This is a genomic window from Rhodococcus yananensis (assembly GCF_020515525.1).
GTDB lineage: Bacteria > Actinomycetota > Actinomycetes > Mycobacteriales > Mycobacteriaceae > Rhodococcus > Rhodococcus yananensis.
Map to the genome: position 1 here is coordinate 24,123 of NZ_JAIYEP010000025.1, position 23,192 is coordinate 47,314.

24 protein-coding genes are annotated in these 23,192 nt (G+C 69.6%); 15 read left to right on the forward strand and 9 right to left on the reverse strand.

Features of this window, described 5'->3' with window-relative positions; translation table 11 throughout:
* Window positions 1-50 precede the first annotated feature (50 nt).
* Together purN and purH are read left to right on the forward strand one after the other, a co-directional pair.
* Window positions 51-698, forward strand: a complete 648-nt coding sequence (purN, locus tag LDQ05_RS08475; RefSeq protein ID WP_226436497.1) for a phosphoribosylglycinamide formyltransferase — start codon at window positions 51-53, stop codon at window positions 696-698.
* A complete protein-coding gene (gene purH / locus LDQ05_RS08480) occupies window positions 685-2,247 on the forward strand; it encodes a bifunctional phosphoribosylaminoimidazolecarboxamide formyltransferase/IMP cyclohydrolase (protein ID WP_226436461.1) in 1,563 nt (520 codons plus the stop codon). Before purN ends, purH begins: the two co-directional genes overlap by 14 nt.
* 45 nt (window positions 2,248-2,292) lie before the next feature.
* On the opposite strand, the gene LDQ05_RS08485 is transcribed toward purH, so the two are convergent.
* Window positions 2,293-2,529, reverse strand: coding sequence for a hypothetical protein (locus LDQ05_RS08485; RefSeq protein WP_226436462.1), 237 nt, complete (start codon window positions 2,527-2,529; stop codon window positions 2,293-2,295).
* Window positions 2,530-2,822: 293 nt separating this feature from the next.
* Window positions 2,823-3,782 carry an alpha/beta hydrolase gene (locus tag LDQ05_RS08490; protein ID WP_226436463.1) on the reverse strand — a complete coding sequence of 320 codons (960 nt, stop codon included), beginning with the start codon at window positions 3,780-3,782 and terminating at the stop codon, window positions 2,823-2,825.
* 262 nt (window positions 3,783-4,044) lie between these two features.
* Here LDQ05_RS08490 and LDQ05_RS08495 point away from each other — a divergent pair, with 262 nt between their 5' ends.
* Together LDQ05_RS08495 and LDQ05_RS08500 are read left to right on the forward strand one after the other, a co-directional pair.
* The gene (locus tag LDQ05_RS08495) at window positions 4,045-5,433 is read left to right on the forward strand and encodes a sigma 54-interacting transcriptional regulator (RefSeq protein ID WP_226436464.1); all 1,389 of its coding nucleotides are present in this window, start codon (window positions 4,045-4,047) and stop codon (window positions 5,431-5,433) included.
* Entirely contained in the window at window positions 5,430-7,364 is a 1,935-nt protein-coding gene (locus LDQ05_RS08500; RefSeq protein ID WP_226436465.1) for a vWA domain-containing protein, read from the forward strand. Before LDQ05_RS08495 ends, LDQ05_RS08500 begins: the two co-directional genes overlap by 4 nt.
* 46 nt (window positions 7,365-7,410) lie before the next feature.
* Here the strand turns inward: LDQ05_RS08500 and LDQ05_RS08505 are convergent, their stop codons facing one another.
* Both LDQ05_RS08505 and LDQ05_RS08510 read right to left on the reverse strand, forming a co-directional pair.
* On the reverse strand, window positions 7,411-8,580 hold the full coding sequence (locus LDQ05_RS08505; protein WP_226436466.1) for an MFS transporter: 1,170 nt from the start codon (window positions 8,578-8,580) through the stop codon (window positions 7,411-7,413).
* Between the two features lie 69 nt (window positions 8,581-8,649).
* Window positions 8,650-9,045 (reverse strand): hypothetical protein, encoded by a 396-nt coding sequence (locus LDQ05_RS08510; RefSeq protein WP_226436467.1) that lies wholly within the window; start codon window positions 9,043-9,045, stop codon window positions 8,650-8,652.
* A 61-nt stretch (window positions 9,046-9,106) separates the two neighbouring features.
* On the opposite strand from LDQ05_RS08510, the gene LDQ05_RS08515 reads away from it, so the two are divergent.
* The gene (locus LDQ05_RS08515; RefSeq protein ID WP_226436468.1) at window positions 9,107-10,816 is read left to right on the forward strand and encodes an ABC transporter transmembrane domain-containing protein; all 1,710 of its coding nucleotides are present in this window, start codon (window positions 9,107-9,109) and stop codon (window positions 10,814-10,816) included.
* The gene (locus LDQ05_RS08520; RefSeq protein WP_226436469.1) at window positions 10,813-12,597 is read left to right on the forward strand and encodes an ABC transporter ATP-binding protein; all 1,785 of its coding nucleotides are present in this window, start codon (window positions 10,813-10,815) and stop codon (window positions 12,595-12,597) included. Before LDQ05_RS08515 ends, LDQ05_RS08520 begins: the two co-directional genes overlap by 4 nt.
* A 1-nt stretch (window position 12,598) precedes the next feature.
* Here the strand turns inward: LDQ05_RS08520 and LDQ05_RS08525 are convergent, their stop codons facing one another.
* Window positions 12,599-13,525 carry an AEC family transporter gene (locus LDQ05_RS08525; protein ID WP_226436470.1) on the reverse strand — a complete coding sequence of 309 codons (927 nt, stop codon included), beginning with the start codon at window positions 13,523-13,525 and terminating at the stop codon, window positions 12,599-12,601.
* Between the two features lie 162 nt (window positions 13,526-13,687).
* Here LDQ05_RS08525 and LDQ05_RS08530 point away from each other — a divergent pair, with 162 nt between their 5' ends.
* Window positions 13,688-14,551, forward strand: a complete 864-nt coding sequence (locus LDQ05_RS08530; protein WP_226436471.1) for a type IV toxin-antitoxin system AbiEi family antitoxin — start codon at window positions 13,688-13,690, stop codon at window positions 14,549-14,551.
* Window positions 14,552-14,632: 81 nt separating this feature from the next.
* Here the strand turns inward: LDQ05_RS08530 and rpsR are convergent, their stop codons facing one another.
* From rpsR to rpmB, 4 genes are read right to left on the reverse strand one after another with little or no spacing between them, the layout of a single operon-like run.
* Complete coding sequence (gene rpsR, locus LDQ05_RS08535; protein WP_226436472.1) at window positions 14,633-14,890, reverse strand: 30S ribosomal protein S18; 258 nt, start codon at window positions 14,888-14,890, stop codon at window positions 14,633-14,635.
* A gap of 10 nt (window positions 14,891-14,900) precedes the next feature.
* Window positions 14,901-15,206, reverse strand: a complete 306-nt coding sequence (gene rpsN / locus LDQ05_RS08540; protein WP_226436473.1) for a 30S ribosomal protein S14 — start codon at window positions 15,204-15,206, stop codon at window positions 14,901-14,903.
* Between the two features lie 2 nt (window positions 15,207-15,208).
* The gene (rpmG, locus tag LDQ05_RS08545; protein WP_226436474.1) at window positions 15,209-15,373 is read right to left on the reverse strand and encodes a 50S ribosomal protein L33; all 165 of its coding nucleotides are present in this window, start codon (window positions 15,371-15,373) and stop codon (window positions 15,209-15,211) included.
* Window positions 15,373-15,609 (reverse strand): 50S ribosomal protein L28, encoded by a 237-nt coding sequence (gene rpmB / locus LDQ05_RS08550; protein ID WP_226436475.1) that lies wholly within the window; start codon window positions 15,607-15,609, stop codon window positions 15,373-15,375. The genes rpmG and rpmB overlap by 1 nt, the downstream gene beginning before the upstream one ends.
* A 116-nt stretch (window positions 15,610-15,725) precedes the next feature.
* Here rpmB and mrf point away from each other — a divergent pair, with 116 nt between their 5' ends.
* From mrf to LDQ05_RS08590, 8 genes are all read left to right on the forward strand, one after another.
* Window positions 15,726-16,952, forward strand: a complete 1,227-nt coding sequence (mrf, locus tag LDQ05_RS08555) for a ribosome hibernation factor-recruiting GTPase MRF (protein ID WP_226436476.1) — start codon at window positions 15,726-15,728, stop codon at window positions 16,950-16,952.
* A gap of 5 nt (window positions 16,953-16,957) precedes the next feature.
* Window positions 16,958-17,215 (forward strand): type B 50S ribosomal protein L31, encoded by a 258-nt coding sequence (locus LDQ05_RS08560; protein ID WP_226436477.1) that lies wholly within the window; start codon window positions 16,958-16,960, stop codon window positions 17,213-17,215.
* 52 nt (window positions 17,216-17,267) lie between these two features.
* Window positions 17,268-17,441, forward strand: coding sequence for a 50S ribosomal protein L32 (gene rpmF / locus LDQ05_RS08565; RefSeq protein ID WP_226436478.1), 174 nt, complete (start codon window positions 17,268-17,270; stop codon window positions 17,439-17,441).
* 44 nt (window positions 17,442-17,485) lie between these two features.
* Complete coding sequence (locus tag LDQ05_RS08570) at window positions 17,486-18,175, forward strand: response regulator transcription factor (RefSeq protein ID WP_264184641.1); 690 nt, start codon at window positions 17,486-17,488, stop codon at window positions 18,173-18,175.
* Between the two features lie 8 nt (window positions 18,176-18,183).
* The gene (locus tag LDQ05_RS08575; protein ID WP_226436500.1) at window positions 18,184-19,563 is read left to right on the forward strand and encodes a HAMP domain-containing sensor histidine kinase; all 1,380 of its coding nucleotides are present in this window, start codon (window positions 18,184-18,186) and stop codon (window positions 19,561-19,563) included.
* A 141-nt stretch (window positions 19,564-19,704) separates the two neighbouring features.
* Complete coding sequence (locus LDQ05_RS08580) at window positions 19,705-21,018, forward strand: trypsin-like peptidase domain-containing protein (RefSeq protein WP_226436479.1); 1,314 nt, start codon at window positions 19,705-19,707, stop codon at window positions 21,016-21,018.
* 74 nt (window positions 21,019-21,092) lie between these two features.
* Window positions 21,093-21,590 carry a MogA/MoaB family molybdenum cofactor biosynthesis protein gene (locus LDQ05_RS08585; RefSeq protein WP_226436480.1) on the forward strand — a complete coding sequence of 166 codons (498 nt, stop codon included), beginning with the start codon at window positions 21,093-21,095 and terminating at the stop codon, window positions 21,588-21,590.
* Between the two features lie 788 nt (window positions 21,591-22,378).
* Window positions 22,379-23,143, forward strand: a complete 765-nt coding sequence (locus LDQ05_RS08590; RefSeq protein ID WP_226436481.1) for an MspA family porin — start codon at window positions 22,379-22,381, stop codon at window positions 23,141-23,143.
* The last annotated feature ends 49 nt before the right edge of the window (window positions 23,144-23,192 follow it).

The window sequence follows — 23,192 nt, forward strand, 5'->3', positions numbered from 1 at the left end:
CGGATGGCCGGTCGTCCGGCCCGCCCCCACGAGTTCTCAGGAGTAGAGCGCTGACTGCCTCGCGTGACCACCTGCCGCCGACTGCACCGGCGCGGCTCGTCGTACTGGCCTCCGGCACGGGAAGCCTGCTGCGGTCGCTGATCGACGCGACCCGCGCGGACGGCTATCCCGCCCGGGTCGTCGCGGTCGGCGTCGACCGCAACTGTGCGGCCGAACAACACGCCGACGACGCGGGGATCCCCCGGTTCCGGGTGTCGCTGCGCGACCACACCGATCGAGCGGAGTGGGATCGGGCACTCACCGATGCCGTCGCCGCACACGAACCCGATCTGGTGGTCAGTGCGGGTTTCATGAAGATCCTGGGTTCGGAGTTCCTCGACCGCTTCGGCGGCCGGATCATCAACACCCACCCCGCGTTGCTGCCGTCGTTCCCGGGTGCGCACGCCGTCGCCGATGCGCTCGCGTACGGGGTGAGGGTCACCGGGTCGACGGTGCATCTGGTCGACGGGGGCGTCGACACCGGGCCGGTGCTCGCGCAGGAGGCCGTGACCGTCCGGGACGGTGACGACGAGGCGACCCTGCACGAGCGCATCAAAGTTGTGGAGCGACGTCTGCTGGCCGAGGTTGTCGCGGCCGTCGCCACCCGTGGAGTTGTTTCCGATGGACGAAAGGCCGTGATCCCCAGTGACCGAACGTAGGGCTGTGCGCCGCGCACTGGTCAGCGTGTACGACAAGAGTGGCCTGGTGGAGCTGGCGACCGGACTCCACGAGGCGGGTGTCGAACTGGTGTCGACCGGTTCGACGGCCGCGACGATCGCCGGTGCGGGTGTGCCGGTGACGAAGGTCGAGGAGCTCACCGGGTTCCCCGAATGCCTCGAGGGCCGCGTGAAGACGCTGCATCCGCGCGTGCACGCCGGCATCCTCGCCGACACCCGCAAGCAGGATCACCTCGACCAACTCGAGGAACTCGGCATCGAGGCGTTCGAACTGGTCGTCGTGAACCTGTACCCGTTCACGCAGACCGTCGCGTCGGGTGCGACCCCGGACGAGTGCGTCGAGCAGATCGACATCGGCGGTCCGTCGATGGTGCGTGCCGCCGCGAAGAACCACCCGTCCGTCGCGGTGGTCGTCGACCCCGCTCGCTACGGCACGGTCATCGAATCGGTGCGGGCCGGCGGGTTCACGCTGCCCGAGCGCAAGGCCCTCGCCGCTCAGGCGTTCCAGCACACCGCCGCCTACGACGTCGCGGTCGCGAGCTGGATGAACAGTGGCTACGCCGTTCCCGAGACCGAGGACACGCAGTTCCCGGCGTGGACCGGAGCGACGTGGACCCGCGCGAACGTCCTCCGGTACGGCGAGAACCCGCACCAGGCCGCCGCGCTGTACGTCAGCGAGGACGGCGAGCCGGGGCTGGCGCAGGCCGAGCAGTTCCACGGCAAGGAGATGTCGTACAACAACTACCAGGACGCCGACGCGGCCTGGCGGGCCGCACACGACCACGCGGAGCCGTGCGTCGCGATCATCAAGCACGCCAACCCGTGCGGCATCGCGATCGCCGACGACATCGCGGACGCGCACCGGCTGGCACACGAGTGCGACCCGGTCTCCGCGTTCGGTGGTGTGATCGCGTCGAACCGTGAGGTCAGCGTCAAGATGGCCGAGCAGGTCGCGGACATCTTCACCGAGGTGATCATCGCCCCGGCGTACGCGGACGGCGCCGTCGAGGTGCTCTCCCGCAAGAAGAACATCCGCATCCTGCGCGCGGATTCGCCGGAGGCCGCGCAGATCGAGATGAAGCAGATCTCCGGTGGGCTGTTGCTGCAGGAACGTGACGCGCTCGACGCCGACGGCGATTCACCGGCGAACTGGCAGCTCGCGTGCGGTGAGCCGGCCGACGCGGCGACCCTCCGCGACCTCGAGTTCGCGTGGCGCACGGTGCGTGCCGTCAAGTCCAACGCGATCCTGCTGGTGTCCGGTGGCGCGACCGTCGGCGTGGGCATGGGTCAGGTCAATCGCGTCGATTCGTCGCGGCTCGCGGTGGCGCGCGCCGGCGACCGGGTGGCCGGTTCGGTGGCCGCGTCCGACGCGTTCTTCCCGTTCGCGGACGGTCTGCAGGTGCTCACCGAGGCGGGGGTCAAGGCGGTCGTGCAGCCGGGTGGTTCGGTGCGTGACAACGAGGTGATCGAGGCGGCACGCGAGGCCGGTGTCACCCTGTATCTGACGGGGGCCCGCCACTTCGCGCACTGACGCCGAGTCGTCGAGCGGTTTGCGCCCGCCCGGACGTCGCCCGATTCAGGCGGCGTACGGGTGGGCGCTGTGCTGCACGGAGATGTGATCGGCGGGGACGCGCCGGTCGTCGGCGATGACGAGTTTCGCGGCTCCGCGATCGAGCAGTTCGCGGATCAGCACGGCGGCGGCCGCACCCTTCTCCGCGTCGACGTGGCTCAGGTCGATCGTGATGGCGTGCCCGGTCAGATCGTGCGGGAGTTCCTTCGGCAGTGTGCCGGTGGATCCGAGTCGTAGTTTCATGTGGTGTCTCCTGTCGGTGTGTGGAGCGGGGGTAAAAGAAAAGGCACCCGGGGCGTTGTGCCCGGGTGCCCGAGAGGTGGAGTCGGTCGACTCTAGTCTCGGGGATGCCACAGGGCCGCGTGGAAGTGGAAGTACGCGAACGGTACGGAACAGGGCTTGTCGTGCATGTGACGATGCATCGGACCGTACCTTTCTCGTGTGCACCTGCGGGTTAACGGAAAACCATACACCAACGACGCGAATCTGACATTTCGTATTCCCCGGCGGGCCGCGACACGACCCGCCGGGCGCGCTCACAGGGACTTCAACCAGGCGACGAATCCGTCGGTGAACTCGTCGGAATACGGCAGGTCCGCGACGTAGTCGGCGCCGGTGGACTGCTGGTCGCCGACGTCCTTGAGGACGTGGTTGGTGCGCGACATGCGCAGGGAGGTCAGGGCTGTGTGCACGAGCGCGGAATCGAGCGCGTCGACGTCCTCGATCCGCACCTGGATGTCCTTCGCGGACACGCTGGTGAGCACGGGCATACCGCCGCGGATCTGCGCGGCGAGCATCCGCGGGTCGAGGTCGTCCTCCTCCGCGAGCGCCTTGGCGTTGGCGGGGACGAGGCCGGCGTTGCGGAGGGGTTCGGGCAGATCACCGGGGAGGGTGCCGTCGGCGCGCAGTGATTCGACGGCCCCGGTGAGCGCGAGACGCAGTTCGTCGGCGATCTGCACGGGCAGTTGTTTCGCGGCGACCACCGCGTCGAGTTGCGCGTCGATCTGGGCGGTGAGCAGATCGAGGAGTCGCACCGCGAGGGGTTCGAGCAGGGCCAATCCCTTGATGCGCTCGTCGTTCTGCGCGAGCGCCAACGCGATCAGGGCGCCTTCACTGTGCCCGACGACGTACACGCGTTCGGCATCGACACCCCGCTGACCCGCGAGGACGGTGACGGCTTCGGTGGCGGCGTCGATGAACGTGGAGAACCCGAGGCCGGCGACGTCCTCGACGTCGTAGGGACCGAGCCCGGTGACGCCGCTACCGAGCTTGTCGTAGCGCAGGCTCGCGAAACCGTTGTCCTCGAGGACGTCGGCGAGGTGACGTAGCGTGCCGATCGGGCCGGGGAGGAGGGCGCTGTCGCCGTTGCGGTCGGTGGGACCGCTCCCGGCGAGCAGCAGCACGGCGGGCACCGGGCCTTTGATCGAGACGGGGACGCGGAGGCTGCCGTGCAGGCTCACATCGCCGCTGGAAAAGGTGATCTCGGTGTCCGACATGCCCCATTGTCTATCAGATTTCACAGTCGACCCGGTTCATCAGGCGGTACCTGCCCGCCGTGATCCCCGCAACCGCCGTATCCCTTCGGATCCGACCTCCGATCCGACGTTGGATCCGACGTCGGATCCCAGCCACCGGAACGGCACGAGCAGCGGCAGGACCAGCGCGACCCAGGATCCACGTGTCCGTGCCGGAAGTGCAGGTGTGCGACGGCGGAACGAGGAGATGCCGAATCGTCCCGGCGGTCGTACCTTGGGTGAGGTGACGTCTCCCACATCCAGGCCGTCCACCGTCGGCGAGCTGCGCGCGTCCGGCCACGTGCACCGGTCCGTCAAGGACGAGCTCCGCCGGAACCTGCTCACCGCGCTGCGTGAGGGCACCGATCCGTGGCCGGGCATCGTCGGGTTCGACGAGACGGTCGTCCCGCAGTTCGAGCGTGCTCTGCTCGCGGGCCACGACGTGGTGCTGCTCGGCGAACGCGGCCAGGGCAAGACCCGGCTGCTGCGCACCCTGCCGCTGCTGCTCGACGAGTGGACACCGGTGATCGCCGGATCCGAACTCGCCGAGCATCCGTACGAACCGATCACCCCCGCATCCATTCGGCGCGCCGCCGAACTCGGCGACGATCTGCCCGTGCAGTGGCGGCACCGGTCCGAGCGGTACGCGGAGAAGCTCGCCACCCCCGACACGTCCGTCGCCGATCTGGTCGGTGACGTCGACCCGGTGAAGGTCGCCGAGGGACGCAGCCTCGGCGACCCCGAGACCATCCACTTCGGTCTGGTGCCGCGCGCGCACCGCGGCATCGTCGCCGTCAACGAACTGCCCGATCTCGCCGAACGCATCCAGGTGTCGCTGCTCAACGTGATGGAGGAACGCGACATCCAGGTGCGCGGCTACACGCTGCGGTTGCCGCTGGACGTGCTGCTGGTCGCGAGCGCGAACCCGGAGGACTACACCAACCGCGGACGGATCATCACCCCGCTCAAGGACCGTTTCGGCGCGGAGATCCGCACCCACTACCCGCTCGAGTTGGACGCCGAGATCGCGGTCGTCGAGCAGGAAGCCGAACTGCAGGCGCGGGTGCCGGCGCATCTGCTCGAGATCCTGGCCCGGTTCACGCGGCTGCTGCGCGAGTCCACGTCGGTGGATCAGCGGTCGGGGGTGTCGGCGCGGTTCGCGGTGGCCGGGGCCGAGACCGTCGCGGCCGCGGCCCTGCACCGCGGCGCGGTGCTCGGGGAGGACGACCCGGTCGCGCGGCCCGTCGATCTGGGGACCGTCGTCGAGGTGCTGCGAGGCAAGGTCGAGTTCGAGTCCGGTGAGGAGGGGCGTGAATTCGAGATCCTCGATCATCTGCTGCGTCGCGCGACGGCGGAGACCGCACGGTCGCGGCTCGCGGGTGTCGACCTGGCGCCGCTCGTCGCCGCCGTCGAACACGGCGATCCGGTGGTCACCGGTGAACGCATCACGGCGAAGGGACTTCTCGACGAGCTGCCCGAACTGCCGGTGCTCGACGCGGTCGCCGAGCGGCTCGGTGCGGACGACGCGGGGACGCGGGCGTCGGCGATCGAACTGGCGCTCGAGGGACTGTATCTGGCGCGGCGGATCTCGAAGGACACCGATTCGACGGGCGCGGCGGTGTATTCGTCATGAGCCGCGCCGCGCGGTACGGGCCGTACACCGGGGGTGATCCGCTGGCGCCGCCGGTGGACCTGCGGGACGCGCTCGCCGCGATCGGCGACGACGTCCTCGCCGGCACCTCCCCGCAACGCGCGCTACGCGAACTGCTGCGTCGCGGGCACGACGGGATGCGCGGTCTGGACAGGTTGGCGGCGCGGGCGAACCGGCGCAAGCGGGAACTGTTGGACCGCACCGATCTCGACGGCACGCTGCGGGAGGTGCGCGAACTCCTCGACCGGGCGGTGCTCGAGGAACGCAAGGCGCTGGCCCGTGCACTCGACGACGACGCCCGCTTCTCGGAGATGCGCATCGAGGAACTGCCCGCGTCCACGGCGCAGGCCGTGCAGGAACTCGCCGACTACGACTGGCGCAGCCCGCAGGCGCGCGCCGACTACGAGAAGATCCGCGATCTGTTGGGGCGGGAGATGCTCGACCAACGTTTCGCGGGCATGAAACAGGCGCTCGAAGGGGCGACCGACGAGGACCGGCAACGCATCTCCGACATGTTGTCGGACCTGAACGATCTGCTCGACAAGCATGCGCGCGGTGACGACACCGCCGCCGATTTCGAGCGGTTCATGGACGACCACGGGGATTTCTTCCCGGAGAACCCGCGCACCGTCGAGGAACTGCTCGATTCCCTCGCGCAGCGGGCGGCGGCCGCGCAGCGACTGCGCAACTCGCTGAGCCAGGAGCAGCGTGACGAGCTGGATGCGCTGGCGCAGCAGGCGTTCGGGTCGCCGTCGCTGATGCAGCAGCTGGACCGGCTGGACGGGCATCTGCGGTCGGCGCGTCCGGGGGAGGACTGGGCGGGTTCCGAACGGTTCCGCGGCGAGAACGGCACGGGGCTCGGTGAGGCCACGTCGGCGCTGCAGGAGATCGCGGAACTCGACCGGCTCGCCGAGCAACTGTCGCAGCAGTACGCGGGGGCCGCCCTCGACGACATCGATCTCGACGCACTGGAGAAGCATCTCGGGCCGGAGGCGGTCGCCGATGCGCGGACCCTCGCCGCTCTGGAACGGGAGCTGCAGCGGCAGGGGTTCTTCGATCGGGGCGCCGACGGGCAGTGGCGGTTGTCGCCGAAAGCGATGCGTCAACTCGGGCAGACGGCGCTGCGGGACGTGATGAACCGGATCTCTTCGCGGTCGGGGCAGCGGGAGACGCGGCGCGCCGGGGCGATGGGGGAGCCGACCGGTGCGTCACGTCCGTGGGAGTTCGGCGACACCGAACCGTGGGATGTGGTGCGCACTCTGACGAACGCGACGCTGCGGGATCCGGGTGTGCCGGTGCGGATGGCGGTGTCGGACGTGGAGGTGGTGGAGACGGAGCAGCGGGCGCAGGCGGCGGTCGCGTTGCTCGTCGACACGTCGTTCTCGATGGTGATGGACGGTCGCTGGGTGCCGATGAAGCGCACGGCGCTGGCATTGAACCATCTGGTGTCCACCCGCTTCCGCGGCGATGCGCTGCAGCTGATCGCGTTCGGCCGGCACGCGCGGGTCGTCACGGCGAGTGAACTCGCCGGTCTGGACGGGGTGTACGAGCAGGGCACCAACCTGCATCACGCGCTGCTGCTCGCCGGCCGTCATCTGCGTCGGCACCCGAACGCCCAACCGGTGGTGTTGGTCGTCACCGACGGTGAACCGACCGCGCATCTGGAAGCGGACGGGTTCGCGGCGTTCGATTACCCGCCGAGCGCCCGCACCCTGGGGTTGACGGTCCGCGAACTCGACCATCTGGCACGGCTCGGTGCGCAGGTGACGATCTTCCGGCTCGGCGACGATCCGGGTCTGGCGCGGGTGGTGGACCGGATGGCGCACCGTGTCGGCGGGCGGGTCGTGGCACCCGACCTCGACGGTCTGGGTGCGGCGGTCGTGAGCGACTACGTGCGGATGCGCCGCCCCTGACCCGTGCGCCTTTCTGGTGGCTCCAACTACCAAAAGTGCGCACGGGTCAGGGGCGGAGTGCGCGGGCCGTGGTGACCGCCGCCGCCGTCAGCAGCGCCGCCGTCACCCAGAACACCGACGCGACACCGGCTGCGCCCGCGACCGCACCCGCGACCAGCGGCACCGACACCTGGCCGAGCCGGTTGCCGGTGAGGCGCACCGCGAGCGCGGATGCCCGGTCGGAAACCGACACCAGTTCCACCACCCACGTCATCGTCAGCGGCTGCCCGACACCCCAGAACGTGCCGCACACGGCGAGCAGCAGCGCGATCACCCAGGGGTTCGGGATCAGCGGGATCAGCGCGACCGGCACGACGGTGCCCGCGGTCGCCGACAGCAGCAGCCACCGCCGCGGGATCCGGCGCAATGCCCACGGCAGCAGCGCCCGCGACACGATCGACGCGACCGTGCGCGCCGTGAGCAGCAACGACACCAGCAGCACCCCGAACCCGAAGTGTTCACCGAGCAACGGCAGGTACGCGACGACGATGTCGACGGACGCGAGCACCACCAGCGACGACAACATGGCCGGTTTCATGCCGCGGGTGCCCAGCATCGACAGCACCGACTGCGGTGGTGGTCCGTCGTCACCGCGACCGGTCCCGGCTGGTTCACGGATGCCGACGACGAGCGGGAACGCGAGCGCCGTCACCACCGTCATGACGATCAGCGCGCCGGTGGTTTCGACGGTGCCGCCGTCGCTGTGGGTGGCGGCGATGAGTCCGGCGACGGGCACACCGACGGCCTGCCCGATCGACACGCCGAGGGTGATCCCGGCGAAGCCGCGGTCGAGGCCGCCCGGCGGCGACAGGATCGACACGAACGCCTGCCCGGACACGGTGACGAGCAGTTGCCCGAGACCCAGCACGATGTTGCCGACCGCGAGGATCGGCAGGTTGGCGCCGAACGCGATGAGCGCCGCCCCGGCCGTGGACACGACCACCCCGCCGCGCAGGATCGCGGTGGCGTGCCCGCGGTCGACGGCCCGCCCGAATCGCACGGCCGCGAGCAGCGGCACCAGCGCGTACAGCGCGGTCATCACACCGATGACGACGGCGTCGCCGCCGAGGGCGAGCACCCGGTAGGAGACGAGTACGCGCACCGACTGGAACGCGGCGTGCAGCAGCGCGGTCGCGGTGCACAGGTACAGCAGCCAGTGGCGCGGCGCCTCACTCATGCCGGCCGCAGCCGATCCGAGCGGGTTGTGACCGGCGACAGGGTGGACCGCGAACGCATGGGGTCAACCCTAGGGTGCGGCCGTCACCGCCCGTTCGCCGAGCGGTGCGTCGAGCGGAACCTCGACCGTCCCCGACACCGCGATCATGATGCACATCCGGTCCCGGGTCTCCGGCAGGCGCCCACCGAGCAGTTCGACGGTGACGACGTCGTCGCTCTCGGTGACGGCCGGTGCCACCCCGAAGCACTCGGGTGTGCCCGTTTCGAACTGCAGCGAGATGCGGTCGTCGGCCACCCGCGAATACGACCGCACCGTCAACGGCGCGGCGTCGACGATGTCGGGACGCGCGGTGAACGGCACGGCGTCGGCGGGATGAGGAACCTCCGGCAGCGGTTCGACGTCCGGACCGCTCGATCCGCACGCCACCGCGAGCAGGGCACAGGCCACGAATGTGAGGAGACGCACGGATCCCACCGTAGGTGCTCGACGTGGCACTCTGTACGCCGCGACCGAATACCGGAGGAACATGAAACTGCCCGTCTTCTTCGACCCGCCACCGCAGGCGATGCCGACACCCGAGATCGTCGTGGACGACGACACCACGCCGCGACGATTCGCGGTGCGCACGATGGTCGCCGCACGCCGGTGGACGATCCCCGCGGCGCTGCTCGTCACGGTGCACCAGGTGTGCGAGACGCTGGTGCCCGTCGTCATGGGTCAGGCCATCGACCGGGCCGTCGCCACCCGCGACATCGGGGCGTTGTGGACGTGGGTGCTCGTTCTGGCTGCGCTGTTCCTCGTGCTCACGATCGCCGCGCGGTTCGGTGGCCGGATCGGGCAGGCCGGGATGCTCGCCGTCCAGCATCGGCTGCGCACCCGCGTCACCGACCGCATCCTCGACGTCCGCGGACTCGGCGGTGAACAGCGGGCGCCCGGTGTCGCCCTGAACATCGCGACGTCCGACGTCGAGCAACTCGCCCGCGGCATCGCCGTCACCGTCTACCCGATCGGGAACATGGTGGCCGTGCTGTTCGGCGCGATCGTGCTGCTCGGCACGTCCTGGGTGCTCGGTGTCGCGATCCTCGTCGGGGCGCCACTGATCCTGTGGCTGCTCGACAAGGGCTCCGGTCCGCTGCGTCGCCGCAGCTTCGAGGAGCAACGGGTCGCCGGTGCCGCCGCGGGCACCGCCACCGACCTCGTCACCGGCATCCGCGTCGTCAAGGGAATCGGTGCCGACGCCGAGGCGTCCCGCCGTTACCGGTCGGCGAGTCGCCGCGCCCTCGACGCGGTGCTCGGTTCGGCGAAGGCCGAGGGCGCCTACACCGCGACCATGGAATTCGTGTCGGGCCTGCTCATCGTGGGCGTCGCGGTCGCGGCCGGCGCGATGGCCGTCACCGGCCACCTGACCGTGGGGCAACTGATCACCGTCGTCGGTGTCACCCAGGTCATCATGGCGCCGCTCGCCGCGCTCGGCAGCAACGCCGGTGCGGTGTGGGCTGCGGCCGTCGCATCGTCCGAGCGGGTCCTCGGGATCCTGCAGGCCCCGCCCGCCGCCCCCACGGGCGACGCCGACACCACCGGCGGCGACCTCGTCGTCGAGTCCCTGACGGTCGGTGACGTCCGCGACCTCGACCTGACGGTGCGCCGCGGCACGTTCTCGGTGGTCCACGCCGACACCGAGACCGTCGCCGATCTCGTCGACGTGCTGTCGCGGTCGCGCACCCCCGATGCGGGCCGGATCCTGATCGGCGACGTCGACCTGTTCGACCTCGACCACGCCGCCGCGCGCCGCAACCTTCGGGTGGCGCCGCACGCATCGCACCTGTTCGAGGGCAGCGTCCTCGACAACATCGCCGCCGGTATCCCCGACGGAGCCCCCGACGCCGACGCCCGCGTCACCCGCGCCGTGTTCGCCGCGGCCTGCGACGACGTCGCCCGCGTTCTGCCCGCCGGCCTCGACACGCCCGTCGGGGAAGCGGGACGCATGCTCTCGGGAGGGCAGCGTCAACGAGTGTCGCTGGCCCGCGCGCTCGCCGCCGGCAGCGAGGCGCTGGTCCTCGTCGATCCGACGACGGCGGTCGACTCCGTCACCGAGGCGGTCATCGCCGATCGGCTCCCGGAACTGCGTCGCGGTCGCACCACGATCGTGTTCACCCGATCCCCGGCGCTGACGGCCGCGGCCGACGACGTGATCGTCGTGCCGTCCGTCACCGAACGACTCGAGGAAAACGCATGAGCACCCCCATTCCGGCGCACGCCGGTGAACGGTTCCGCACCGCCGATGCGCGCGGCACGCTCCGTGTGGCGATCGCCGCGTTCTCCGGTCGTGGCGCCGCGGTGGTGGGTGTGTTCGTCGTGCTCGTCGCTGCGGCGACGGCGGGGCTGGTCACCCCGTGGGCGATGGGCCGGTCGGTGGACGTCGCCCTCGACGGCGGTGACCTCGGTGACATCGCGTGGCTGGGACTGGCGATGGTCGTCGGCACCGCCGTGTACGCGGGGCTCGGTGGGCTCGGACTCGTCCTGACCTCGCGACTGTTCGAGACGGCGCTGGCGCGGGTGCGCGAACGCATGCTCGACGCCGCGATGCGTCTGCCGCTCGCCCGCATCGAATCGGCGGGCAGCGGCGATCTGGTGTCGCGGGCAACCGACGACGTCGCGCAGGTCAGCGACGCCATCCGTTCGACCGCACCCGTCGTGTCCGGGTCGTTGTTCACCGTCGTGCTCACCATGTTCGGGTTGGCCGCCCTCGACTGGCGGTTCCTGATCGTGCTCGTCGTGGTGCTGCCGATCCACTATCTCGGTGCCCGCATGTACACGCGGGACGCACCACCGATCTACCGGGAGTCGCGGATCGCGATGGGCGAACGCGCCCACCATGTGCTCGGCGGCATCCGCGGCCTCCCGACGGTGCACGCCTTCGACCTGGGGTCGCGGCTCGCCGGGCCCATCGACCATCATTCGTGGTGGGTCGCGCGGTGGGAGCTGCGGGCGCGGATCGTCGTCAACCGGCTGTTCGGGCGGGTCAACCTCGCCGAGTTCCTCGGCATGTCGTCGATCCTGCTCGTCGGATTCGCGTTGGTGGACAGCGGGGAGATCTCCGTCGGTGTCACCACCACCGCGATGCTGTTCTTCCTCCGACTGTTCGGTCCGATGGGGCAACTGCTGGTCGTCATGGACGAACTGCAGAGCGGACTGTCGTCGCTGTCGCGCATCGCGGGTCTGATCGAGGAATGCGAAGAGCACATCGGCGGCGACGCGCCGCGGGACGCACCGGCACCGGCGGGACGTGAACTCGTCGCCCACGGTGTGCGGTTCGGGTACGACGGCGGCCCCGAGATCCTGCACGGCGTCGACCTGACCATCCGCGACGGCGAACACGTCGCGTTGGTCGGGGCGTCCGGGGCGGGGAAGACGACGTTCGCGGCGGTGCTCGCCGGGGTGCACCCGCCGACCGTCGGTGCCGTCACGTTCGGGGGTGTGCCCATCGGTGATCTCGGCGACGCCCGGCGCACGAAGGACATCGCTCTGGTCACCCAGGAGGTGCACGTGTTCTCCGGCTCGGTCCGCGACGATCTGCGGATGGCCGCCCCGGACGCGTCCGACGAACGTCTCGTCGGGGTGCTCGAACGGGTCGGAGCGCACGGCTGGGTGTCGCGGCTGCCGGCGGGCCTGGACTCCGAGGTCGGTGCCGGCGGGCACGTCCTGACACCGATGCAGGAACAGCAACTCGCGTTGGCCCGCCTGATCCTGCTGGATCCGGCGCTGGTGATCCTCGACGAGGCCACCGCCGACGCCGGATCGGCCGGCGCCGACCGCCTCGAGTCGTCGGCGGAGGAGGCGTTGAAGGGACGATCCGCGCTGATCGTCGCGCACCGGCTCAGTCAGGCGGCGCGCGCCGACCGGGTGGTGCTCATGGACGGCGGTCGCATCGTCGAGGAGGGGTCACACGACGAGTTGGTCGCGCGCGGCGGCCGGTACGCGACGTTGTGGGCGGCGTGGAGTCGGGGGCGTTCGTAGATCAGGTGAGGAGCACGGTCGCGAGGGCGATGGCGGGGACCGCGGCGAGCGTCGTGACGAGCGCGGCGTCGCGGGCCAGGACGGTGCCCCGCCCGTACGCGGCGGCGTACACGAACACGCTCTGCGCGGTCGGGAGCATCGCCACGACGACCACCGCGAACAGGCCTTCGTCGTCGAGGTGCAGCAGGTAGCGGCCCATCGCGTACGCCAGCACCGGTTGCACGACGATCTTGAGGAACGAGGCGACGGCGACGTCGCGGCGCGGGCTGGTGCCGCGTTGCAGTACCCGCACGCCCTGCAGCGACAGCCCGAATGCGAGGAGGGCGCCGGGAACGGACGCCCCGCCGAGCAGTTGGATCGGTTGCATCAGCGCAGTCGGTACCGTCCATCCGGTGCCGGCGACGATCAGCCCGGCGGCGCCCGCAAGGACGATGGGGTTCTTGAACGGCGCGGTGACCGTGTCCCACCGCGACGCACCCTCCCGCATGGTCGACACGTCGAGTGCGGTGAGCGCGAGGGTGGAGAGCACGATGATCTGGAACAGCATCAGGGGCGCCACGAACGAGGCGTCGCCGAGGACGAACACGGCGATGGGGATTCCGAGGTTCGCGGAGTTCACGTACGACGAGGCGAGCGCACCGACCACCAGTTCGGGAACGGCGCGGCGCAACCACAGTCGCGCGACGAGGAGGTAGACCGCCGCGACGACCAGCGCGGTCGCGGCACCGACGTACAGGTGTTCGGAGAAGATCGACGACAGGTCGGAGGTCGCGAGTGCATCGAACAGCAACGCGGGCGTCGCGACGACGAACACGATCTTGCTGAGCACCGTCTGCGCGTCGGCGCCGAGCGTGCCTCGGCGTCCGAGTACGAACCCGATTGCGATGATCACGAAGATCACAGTGAATCCCGAGATCACGCCAGACACGATTGCCCAGTCTAACGATCTGAGCGGGGTGGGTTGTCGAGTGTGCAGCTACGGGCCGTTCACCGGGTGGAACACGTCGATATGTGCACACTCGGCGGAGTTGTCCACAGGTGCGCGACAAGGGGGTTCCCGATCGGGGTGCCGTCCGGCATCGTGTCGGAAATGGGGGAATTCGACAGGCCCTTCCTCGGGTCGGAGGCGGTAGCACAGGGCAAGGTCGGGCAGGGGCAGTTGCGGCGCTTCACGCGGCTGTACCGCAACGTGTACATCGACGCTTCCGTCCCGCTCGACGCGGCGCATCGTGCGCACGCGGCATGGTTGTGGTCGGGGCGTGTCGGCGTCGTGGCAGGTCTGTCCGCGGCAGCGATGCACGGGAGTAGGTGGATCGATGTGCGAGAACCCGCCGAACTCGTCCGGCACGGAAGCCGTCGGGGTTGTACGGGTGTGCTCGTCCACGGCGATACCTTGCTCAGCGACGAGGTGTGCGACGTGCGAGGACTTCCCGTGACGACACCCGCCCGCACCGGGTTCGACCTGGGCCGGTGGCTGGCCCGTGACGACGCGGTCGCCAGGCTCGACGAACTGTGTCGCGTCACGCGGCTCCAACCGGCCGAGATCGCTGCGCTGGCCGAGCGGCACTCCGGAGAACGGGGGCTGGCGAAGCTCACCGATGTGCTCGCGCTCGTCGATCCGGGTGCGGAGTCGCCGCAGGAGTCCCGCGTCCGACTGCTCTTCGTCCGTTCCGGACTCCCGGTGCCGCAGACCCAGGTGCCGATCGTCGACGGACACCGGGTGATCGGTCACGCCGACCTGGGCTGGCCGCGGTGGCGTGTCGCCGTCGAGTACGAGGGTGCCCACCACTGGACCGATCCGCGACAGCGGACCGTCGACATCGAACGGTACGAGGAGTTCGCGGCTCTCGGATGGGCGGTGATCCGGGTGAACTCCGAGTTGCTGCGTCGCACGCCGCGCACGGTCGTCGAGCGGGTCCGGAGACATCTGCGTGACGCGGGTGCGCCGGTGTGAGTGTGCAGTTATCGGTGGTTTTCGGGCCTCGAGGCGCCGACAACTGCACACTCACCAACGGGTGCCGTTCGGGCAGAGAGGTTACTTGCCGCTGACGTAGGGCAGCAGAGCCATCTCGCGCGCGTTCTTGACGGCGATGGCCACCTGACGCTGCTGCTGCGGGGTCAGACCGGTGACGCGACGGCTGCGGATCTTGCCGCGGTCGGAGATGAACGTGCGGAGCAGGTTCACGTCCTTGTAGTCGACGTGGTCGATCTTCGCCGCGAAGAGCGGATTCTTCTTCGGCTTGCGGCCCTCGACAGCGCGTGACTTCTTCGACGATCCTCGTTTGACTGCCATACCTCGCTCCTCACCAGCTCGACTTGTGGACGCCGGGGAGCTCCCCGCGGTGGGCCAGCTCACGCACACGCACGCGCGACAGGCCGAACTTGCGCAGGTGGCCGCGAGGGCGGCCGTCCACGGCATCTCGATTGCGCAATCGTACCGGACTCGCGTCACGGGGCAGGCGCTGGAGGGTGGCCTGAGCTGCGGCTCGGTCGGTGGGTGTGCTCGACGGCCGTCGGATGATCGCCTTCAGCTCCGCGCGACGCTCGGCGTACCGGGCGACGATCTCCTCTCGCTGCCGGTTGCGGGCGATCTTCGATTTTTTGGCCACGGCTACTTCTCCTCGCGGAAGTCGACGTGTCGGCGCAGCGTCGGATCGTATTTGCGCAGGACGAGCCGGTCGGGGTCGTTGCGACGGTTCTTGCGGGTGACGTACGTGTGGCCGGTTCCGGCGGTCGACCGCAGCTTGACGATGGGGCGCAGTTCGTTGCGGGCCATCAGATCTTCTCCCCGCGGGTACGCAGACGCGCGACGACAGCGTCGATGCCGTCGCGGTCGACGGTCTTGATGCCCTTTGCGGACAGCGTCAGGGTGACGCGCCGCCCGAGCGAGGGTACGTAGTACGTCTTGCGCTGGATGTTCGGGTTCCAGCGGCGGTTGGTGCGGACGTGGGAGTGGGAGACGGATTTCCCGAATCCGGGGGAGCGTCCGGTGAGCTGGCAGTGCGCAGACACGGGTTGTCCTTCCTTCGTCGCACGCACAACACGTAACGACAATCATTTTCGACAAACGGCTCCGATGAGGTTACGCTCTCGAACCATTGATGACAACCATTTTCGAAAGGGGTGCTGTGGACACCAGGACACCGCTGATCGTCGTGTCCGGTCGCGACCCGGGGACCGCCGGTGCCGCTGCCTCGCTACTGAAGGCCGGCACGATCGTCGTCCACCACGACCTCCGGGAACTCGCACAAGGGCTCGTGCGCCGTACCGTGACCACCGTCGACGACCGCCGCGACACACCGCTCGAACTTGCCCACGGCTGCGTCTCCTGCACTCTGCGTGAAGACCTGCTGCCGCTGCTGCGGAGCCTGCACCGGCGTAGCAACGTCGACCGGATCGTGCTGCGCCTCGACCCACAACTCGAACCCGAAGCCGTGTGCTGGGCCATCGAGCACGTCGTGGTCGCCGACGTTGTCGGGCAGATCGACGGACCCGCCGCCCGTGACGTTCGGGTCGACGCCGTGGTCACGTGTCTCGACGCTGCCACCTGGCTCGACGACGCGAGCGGTGACGAGGAGATCTCCACCACTCCCGACGACGAGCGCACCGTCGCGCAGGTGGTCGTCGGGCAGGTCGAGTTCGCCGACGCCCTCGTCGTCCGGCCGGGCGCCGACGGCTGGCAGCAGGCCCGCCTGCACGCCGTGCTCACCCGCCTGGCACCCGACGCGCCGGTCGTGTGGTCCGCGACCCCCGATGTCGAGGCCCTGCTGCTGCGCATCCCGCCGACGGCGCGCCGCGGCGAGATCAGCGGCGCGTATTCGCCGCTGCTGCGCGGCCAGCCACCGCTCGACGACGACTGCGGGGTGCGACTGCTCGAGTTCGCCGCGCAGCGTCCCTTCCACCCGGAGCGGCTGCACGAGGCAATCGACGTGCTGCTCGACGGGGTGATCCGCACCCGCGGCCGCGTGTGGGTGGCGACCCAGCCCGATACCGCGCTGCTCATCGAATCCGCCGGGGGCGGGCTGCGGGTCGCGCACGCCGGGCCGTGGCTGGCGTCGATGACCCCCGAACAGCTCGCCGAGGCGCCCGACACGCGGCTGGCGATGGCGGCGCTGCGCTGGGACGAAACCTACGGCGACCGCGACACCTCCCTCGTCGTGCTGGTCCACGATGCCGACCCTGAGGCGATCCTCGGCGCGTTGGGTGAGGCATTGCTCACCGACGACGAGTTCGCCCATCCCGAGTTGTGGCCGATGTGGGACGACCCCTTCGGCCACCACCACCGTGACCCCTGCACCGACGACGGCGTCGATGCGGGCACCCGTGCCGACGCACAGCCGAATACAGAGAGGTGATCGACGTGAAATCAGATATCCACCCCGACTACCATCCAGTGGTCTTTCAGGACGCGAACACCGGGTCGACGTTCCTGACCCGTTCGACGGTCGTGTCCGACCGCACGATCGAGTGGTCGGACGGGAACACCTACCCGCTGGTGGTCGTCGATGTCACCAGCGAATCGCATCCGTTCTGGACGGGTACCGCCCGCAACCTCGACACGGCCGGCCGCGTCGAGAAGTTCGAACGCAAGTACGGCCGCCGTGTGCGCTCCCAGTAGCCGGAGTGACCGGATGTACACACGGGTCGCAGGAGAGGAGAGGTAGAAACCGATGGCAGTTCCGAAACGACGCATGTCCCGCTCGAACACGCGCAGTCGCCGCGCGCAGTGGAACACCGCGGCGCCTGATCTGGTGCCGGTGACGGTACACGGCGTCACGCACCGCGTTCCCCGCCGACTGGTGAAGGCCGTCCAACTCGGAGTGATCGACCCCGACACACTCTGACGGTTCTCAGCCGACTCTCAGTGGCCGGGGCCAAAATGGTGCCCATGCGCATCTTGGTGGTCGACGACGACCGGGCGGTGAGGGAATCCCTGCGCCGATCACTCAGCTTCAACGGGTACACCGTCGAACTCGCGACGGACGGGCAGGACGCGCTCGAGAAGGTGGCGGCCGCCCGTCCCGACGCGATGGTGCTGGACGTGATGATGCCGCGCGTCGACGGCCTGGAGGTGTGCCGCCGGTTGCGCAGCACCGGCGACGACCTGCCGATCCTCGTGCTCACCGCCCGCGACTCGGTGTCCGAGCGTGTGGCCGGACTCGACGCCGGTGCCGACGACTACCTGCCGAAACCGTTCGCGCTCGAAGAACTCCTCGCCCGACTCCGGGCCCTGCTGCGGCGCACGACGATCGGCCCCGACGGCGCCGCCGAGGAAACCCTGCGCTTCGCAGATCTCACCCTCGACCCCGCGACCCGCGAGGTCACCCGCGGCGACCGGCCCATCAGCCTCACCCGCACCGAGTTCTCCCTCATGGAGATGCTCATGGCGAACCCGCGGCGAGTGCTCACCCGCAGCCGCATCCTCGAGGAGGTGTGGGGCTACGACTTCCCGACGTCCGGCAACGCCCTCGAGGTGTATGTGGGGTATCTGCGGCGCAAGACGGAGGCCGGCGGCGAATCGCGCCTGATCCACACGGTGCGCGGCGTCGGCTACGTTCTGCGCGAGACCCCGCCGTGAGCCGCCCGATGCGACCACCGATGCTGTTGACGAGTTCGGTGCCGCTGCGGGTCCGTGTGACGTTGCTCGCGGCGGGTGCCGTGGCCATCGCGGTCGCGGTGACGTCCATCGCCGCCTACATGGTGGTGGCCCGCGCCCTGTACGCCGACGTCGACAAGCAGCTCCGTGCCCGCGCCGACGCGCTCGTCGAGTCCAGCACCCTGATCACCTACGATCCGCGCTACATCGGGGGTGCCCAGCTCTACAGTTCCGACATCTCCGTCGCCCTCGTCTACCCGGATCTGGGGCAGTACGTGCCCCCCGGATCGTCGGTGCCGATCGGCGACCCCGAACTCGCCGTCGCGACGGGCGCCGCCGACTCGTCGCTGCGGACCGTCGATCAGCAGCGGGTGCTCGCCCAACGCATTCCCGACGGCAGCACCGTCGTCATCGCGCAGCGTCTCGGCCCCACCGTCGAGGTGCTCAACCGGCTCGCGAGCGTGCTGTTCCTCGTCGGCGGGTGCGGTGTCGTCCTCGCCGGTGCGACGGGCGCGACCGTCGGCCGCACCGGTCTACGACCTGTCGCGCGGTTGACGGCGGCCGCCGAACGTGTCGCGCGGACCGATGACCTGCGACCCATCAGCGTCACCGGGCACGACGAGCTCGCGCGGCTCACCGAGAGTTTCAACATGATGTTGCGGGCGCTCGCCGAGTCCCGGGAGCGGCAGTCGCGTCTCGTCGCGGACGCCGGCCACGAACTGCGCACCCCGTTGACGTCGCTGCGAACCAACATGGAACTGCTCATCGCCGCGAGCAGCCCGGGTGCGCCGAGCCTGCCGGACGACGACATGGCCGAGCTCCGCGCCGACGTCGTCGGCCAGATCGAGGAACTGTCCACGCTCGTCGGTGACCTCGTGGATCTGGCCCGTGAGGACGCCCCGGAGACGGTGTTCGAGGCGGTCGACGTCGCGGACGTCGTGGAACGCAGCCTGGAGCGGGCGCGTCGCCGACGCACCGACATCGATTTCACCGCGACGACGGAACCGTGGTTCGTGTTCGGCGACCACGCGACCCTCACCCGCGCGGTCGTCAACGTGCTCGACAACGCCGCGAAGTGGAGCCCGGCCGGGCAGGACGTGATCGTCGCGATGCGGCAGATCGACGCGGGCCTGATGGAGTTGACCGTCGACGACGCCGGTCCGGGAATCCCCGAGGAGGAACGGGAGTTGGTGTTCGAACGGTTCTACCGCGCGACGACTGCCCGCTCGATGCCCGGATCGGGGTTGGGGCTCGCGATCGTCCGGCAGATCGTGATGAAGCACGGCGGCACGATCGGGGTGGAGCGTTCGCGACGCGGCGGCGCACTCATCAAGATCGTCCTGCCGGGGACGTCGCAGCTGGAATCGTGAGTGTTTGACAGGAAAACCGGGAGGCGACTTTCAGGCGGTTCTCAGTTACCCGGTTCATCCTGGAGGACAGAGCGAGACGACAGAGCGAGCGCGACAGTGCTCCGCGCACAGCGCGCGACCCGCTGGGAAGGCGATCCACCGATGACCGACGACTCCACTCGTGGTGCCGGGCAACCGGAGCACCAGCCGAACCCGAACCCGTACCGGCCCCACCCGTACGGGGCGCAGCCGACACCGCAGCAGGGCCACCCGCAGGCACCCGGGCAGCATCCGTACCCGGGCGCGGGCACACCGCACCCGGACGTGCCGCAGCCGCACCCGGACGTGCCGCAGCCGCACCCGGCGGCGCCGCGGCCGGCGGGCCGGATGCCGGGGCGTTCCGCGCTCGCGATCGGTGCGGTCGCGCTCGCCCTCGTCAGCGGCGGTATCGGCGGTGCGGTGGGTGCGTGGACGGTGCGCGACGCGAACACCCCGGCGGTGACCAATGCGCTGGACGCACCGAAGGCCGACACCACGACCGTCGCGAACGCCCCGGCCGGATCGGTGCAGGCCGTCGCGCAGAAGGTCGTGCCGAGCGTCGTGCGCATCGAGGTGGTCGGGCGTTCCGCGTCGGGGGAGGGCTCGGGCGTCGTCCTGTCGTCGGACGGCCTGATCCTCACCAACAACCACGTCGTGTCCGGCGCCGGACAGCCGGCACAGCTGACCGTGTATTTCTCCGACGGCACTTCCGCGCCCGCGAGCATCGTCGGCACCGACCCCGTCTCCGACATCGCTGTCGTGAAGGTCGACGCACGCACCGACCTGACCCCCATCGAACTCGGCGATTCCGATGCCCTGCAGGTGGGGCAGAGCGTCGTCGCCGTCGGGTCGCCGCTCGGCCTCGAGAGCACCGTCACCTCCGGCATCGTCTCGGCGCTCAACCGGCCGGTCTCCACCAGCGGCGAGACCGGCAACCAGAACACCGTGATCGACGCGGTGCAGACCGACGCCGCCATCAACCCCGGCAACTCGGGTGGAGCCCTCGTCGACATGGACGGCAGGCTGGTGGGCATCAACACCGCCATCGCCACGTCGGGCGGCGAGGCCGGGTCGATCGGGCTCGGGTTCGCGATCCCCGTCGAGCAGGCCCGCCGCATCGCGCAGGAACTCATCGACACCGGCAGCGCCACCCACGCGATCATCGGCGTGCAGGTACCCACCCGCGACGACGCGGACGGGGCGACGGTCGTCGAGGTGGTGGCGGGGGGTCCCGCGGAGGCGGCCGGGATCCCGCGCGGCGCCGTCATCACGAAGGTCGACGATCGGGTGATCACGGACGGCGATTCGCTGATCGCGGCGATCCGCTCCCAGGCTCCGGGCTCGACCGTGCAGATCACCTACACCGACGCGCGGGGCGGCAACCCGCAGACCGTCGACGTACAGACAGGTTCCGACGCACAGACAGGTGGACGATGATCGAGAACGTACTCACACTGCGGTTTCCCGGACATACAGCGCGTCCGGACGCCCCGGGAACTACCTTGGAGTTCATGGAACTCGAAGCGCCCCGAATCGGCCGAGCCCTCGTCGTCGTCGTGGACGACCGCGTGTCGCACGGCGACAATCCCGACTCGGTGGGTCCGCTGGTCACCGAGCTCCTCGCGGAAGCGGGATTCGTGGTCGACGGGGTCGTGTCGGTCGCTGCCGACGAGGTGGAGATCCGCAACGCTCTCAACACCGCCGTCATCGGCGGTGTCGATCTGGTCATCTCGGTCGGCGCCACCGGGGTGACCCCGCGTGATGTCGCTCCCGAGGCCACCGCGGAAGTCCTCGACCACGAGATCCTGGGGATCGCGGAGGCCCTGCGGTCGTCCGGGCTCGCCTCCGGTGCCGTCGACGCCGGGGTGTCGCGCGGACTGGTCGGGGTGTCGGGGTCGACGCTGGTCGTCAACCTGGCGTCGTCACGCGCGGCGATCCGCGACGGCATGGCGACGCTGCTGCCGCTGGCGTCGTACGTCATCGAAGAGTTGTCTCGGGTGGAGGAGTAGCACCATTTCCGGCAAGGACACCAACGACACCGGCGACGCCCCGCCGCCGGCGCGGGAACGCACATCGCTGTCGCGGGCCGAGCGCGCGCGACTCGATCGGATCTTCGGCGACGTCCTTCCCGAGACGACGCGCGACGAACGGGGGTCCGAGGCGCCGCGAACCGACGAGTCCGACGACTGGTTGCGACGGCAGGTTCCCCCACATCACGGCAAACTGTGATATCGATCACTTAGGTTAGCGTCACTTCGGACGCGACGGGACCCGGAATTGCCGGTGCTGCAACCTTCCCTTAACCTTCCCTTTCCCCCCGGCGCGGACGACGCGCCGGGGGGTCTCGTGTCTCTGGTCACAGCGCAGGTCGGGCGGGTGATCTTGTGCTCCCGGACAATCAGTGTGTCACCTGGGCAGATGTTCGGGTAGAGAGGTGCGCGCCGGGCGCTGTCGCGGCCGAGAAGCACGCTGTGGTGTGAATCTCGGTACCGGGAATCTTGCGCTCCGCCGGATCCGTGAACTCCGAAATGTCGCTGTTCCACGACGTGGATCAAAGTGTTGTCCGGTTCTGGGTCACGGTCTAATCTCCTCACAGGTTCGATCAGGTCAAGGAACGGTCGCGAGGCTGGGAATTGATCACGAATCGGTTACGCAACCGTGCGGACGTTGATTCATCACAACACCATCGGCGGCAGCTCCCGGCGACGGTGTGTGTGAATGTGCGTCGCGGGGGCGAGGCGACCACGTTGTCGGAGCGGGCGCGCGACCCGGCACATAAAGAACGGATGAGGCATTCATGAAGATTCAGACGCGACGCGGTTTCCGGACCGCCCGCAACGCCACGGTGGCGTTCGCCGCCGTGGCCGGTCTGGTTCTGGGATCGGCCGGCGCGGCGAGCGCCGAGGTCAACGACCAGAACCGGATCGTGTCCGATGGCCACGAGGTGATCGTCACCCAGGAGGACACCTTCATCAACGGTGTGCCCCCGATCGGCGGTAGCCCGCTGAGCCGCGAGTGGTTCCACAACGGCCGCGGTCTCGCCCACATCGTCGGCCCCGAGTCGGCCGACTTCGAGAACTCGACCTTCCAGTTCGGCTACCAGGTCGCGTGGTCGGCGTCGATCGACGGTTCGATCGGGTTCAGCTGGACCAGCCCGCAGCTCGAGGCCACCACCGCGGGCACCGAGACGTACCTGCCTGCGGTCGATGCCGACGGCAAACCCGTGTATCTCCAGGACGACGCAGGAAACCCGATCCTCGACGCCAACGATCAGCCGATCCGGGCTTTCGCGTTGAGCAAGGTCGTCGACGAAGACTCACTGACTGTCAGTAACGTTCTCCCCCAGGTCACCGCGGGTGTCGAGCTCACGCCGGCCCCCGGAATCGAGGAGATCGTCGTCGCCGAAGGCGCGTTCAACGGCGACTTCAAGGAAGTGCAGATCGCCAACGTGCACGGCGCCGCGACCGGCGTCATCGGCCCGGTCTCGGTCCGCCCGTTCGTCCGCGTCATCACCGACAACGGCGACAACGTCACCACCTACGGCCAGGTCTGGACTCTCTGAGTCCGGTACCGAGCAATCCCGCAGTAAATCCCCACCACCAAGTACGGAG

Excerpts from the sequence above, each read along its gene's own strand:
- LDQ05_RS08580 (WP_226436479.1), top strand. The coding sequence starts at position 19,705 with ATGACCGACGACTCCACTCGTGGTGCCGGGCAACCGGAGCACCAGCCG.
- LDQ05_RS08590 (WP_226436481.1), top strand. The coding sequence starts at position 22,379 with ATGAAGATTCAGACGCGACGCGGTTTCCGGACCGCCCGCAACGCCACG.
- LDQ05_RS08505 (WP_226436466.1), bottom strand. The coding sequence starts at position 8,580 with ATGAGTGAGGCGCCGCGCCACTGGCTGCTGTACCTGTGCACCGCGACC.
- LDQ05_RS08575 (WP_226436500.1), top strand. The coding sequence starts at position 18,184 with ATGCGACCACCGATGCTGTTGACGAGTTCGGTGCCGCTGCGGGTCCGT.
- LDQ05_RS08500 (WP_226436465.1), top strand. The coding sequence starts at position 5,430 with ATGAGCCGCGCCGCGCGGTACGGGCCGTACACCGGGGGTGATCCGCTG.
- rpsR (WP_226436472.1), bottom strand. The coding sequence starts at position 14,890 with ATGGCAGTCAAACGAGGATCGTCGAAGAAGTCACGCGCTGTCGAGGGC.
- rpmF (WP_226436478.1), top strand. The coding sequence starts at position 17,268 with ATGGCAGTTCCGAAACGACGCATGTCCCGCTCGAACACGCGCAGTCGC.
- LDQ05_RS08530 (WP_226436471.1), top strand. The coding sequence starts at position 13,688 with ATGGGGGAATTCGACAGGCCCTTCCTCGGGTCGGAGGCGGTAGCACAG.
- LDQ05_RS08485 (WP_226436462.1), bottom strand. The coding sequence starts at position 2,529 with ATGAAACTACGACTCGGATCCACCGGCACACTGCCGAAGGAACTCCCG.
- LDQ05_RS08490 (WP_226436463.1), bottom strand. The coding sequence starts at position 3,782 with ATGTCGGACACCGAGATCACCTTTTCCAGCGGCGATGTGAGCCTGCAC.
- LDQ05_RS08515 (WP_226436468.1), top strand. The coding sequence starts at position 9,107 with ATGAAACTGCCCGTCTTCTTCGACCCGCCACCGCAGGCGATGCCGACA.
- LDQ05_RS08520 (WP_226436469.1), top strand. The coding sequence starts at position 10,813 with ATGAGCACCCCCATTCCGGCGCACGCCGGTGAACGGTTCCGCACCGCC.
- LDQ05_RS08585 (WP_226436480.1), top strand. The coding sequence starts at position 21,093 with ATGGAACTCGAAGCGCCCCGAATCGGCCGAGCCCTCGTCGTCGTCGTG.
- LDQ05_RS08570 (WP_264184641.1), top strand. The coding sequence starts at position 17,486 with ATGCGCATCTTGGTGGTCGACGACGACCGGGCGGTGAGGGAATCCCTG.
- rpmG (WP_226436474.1), bottom strand. The coding sequence starts at position 15,373 with ATGGCCCGCAACGAACTGCGCCCCATCGTCAAGCTGCGGTCGACCGCC.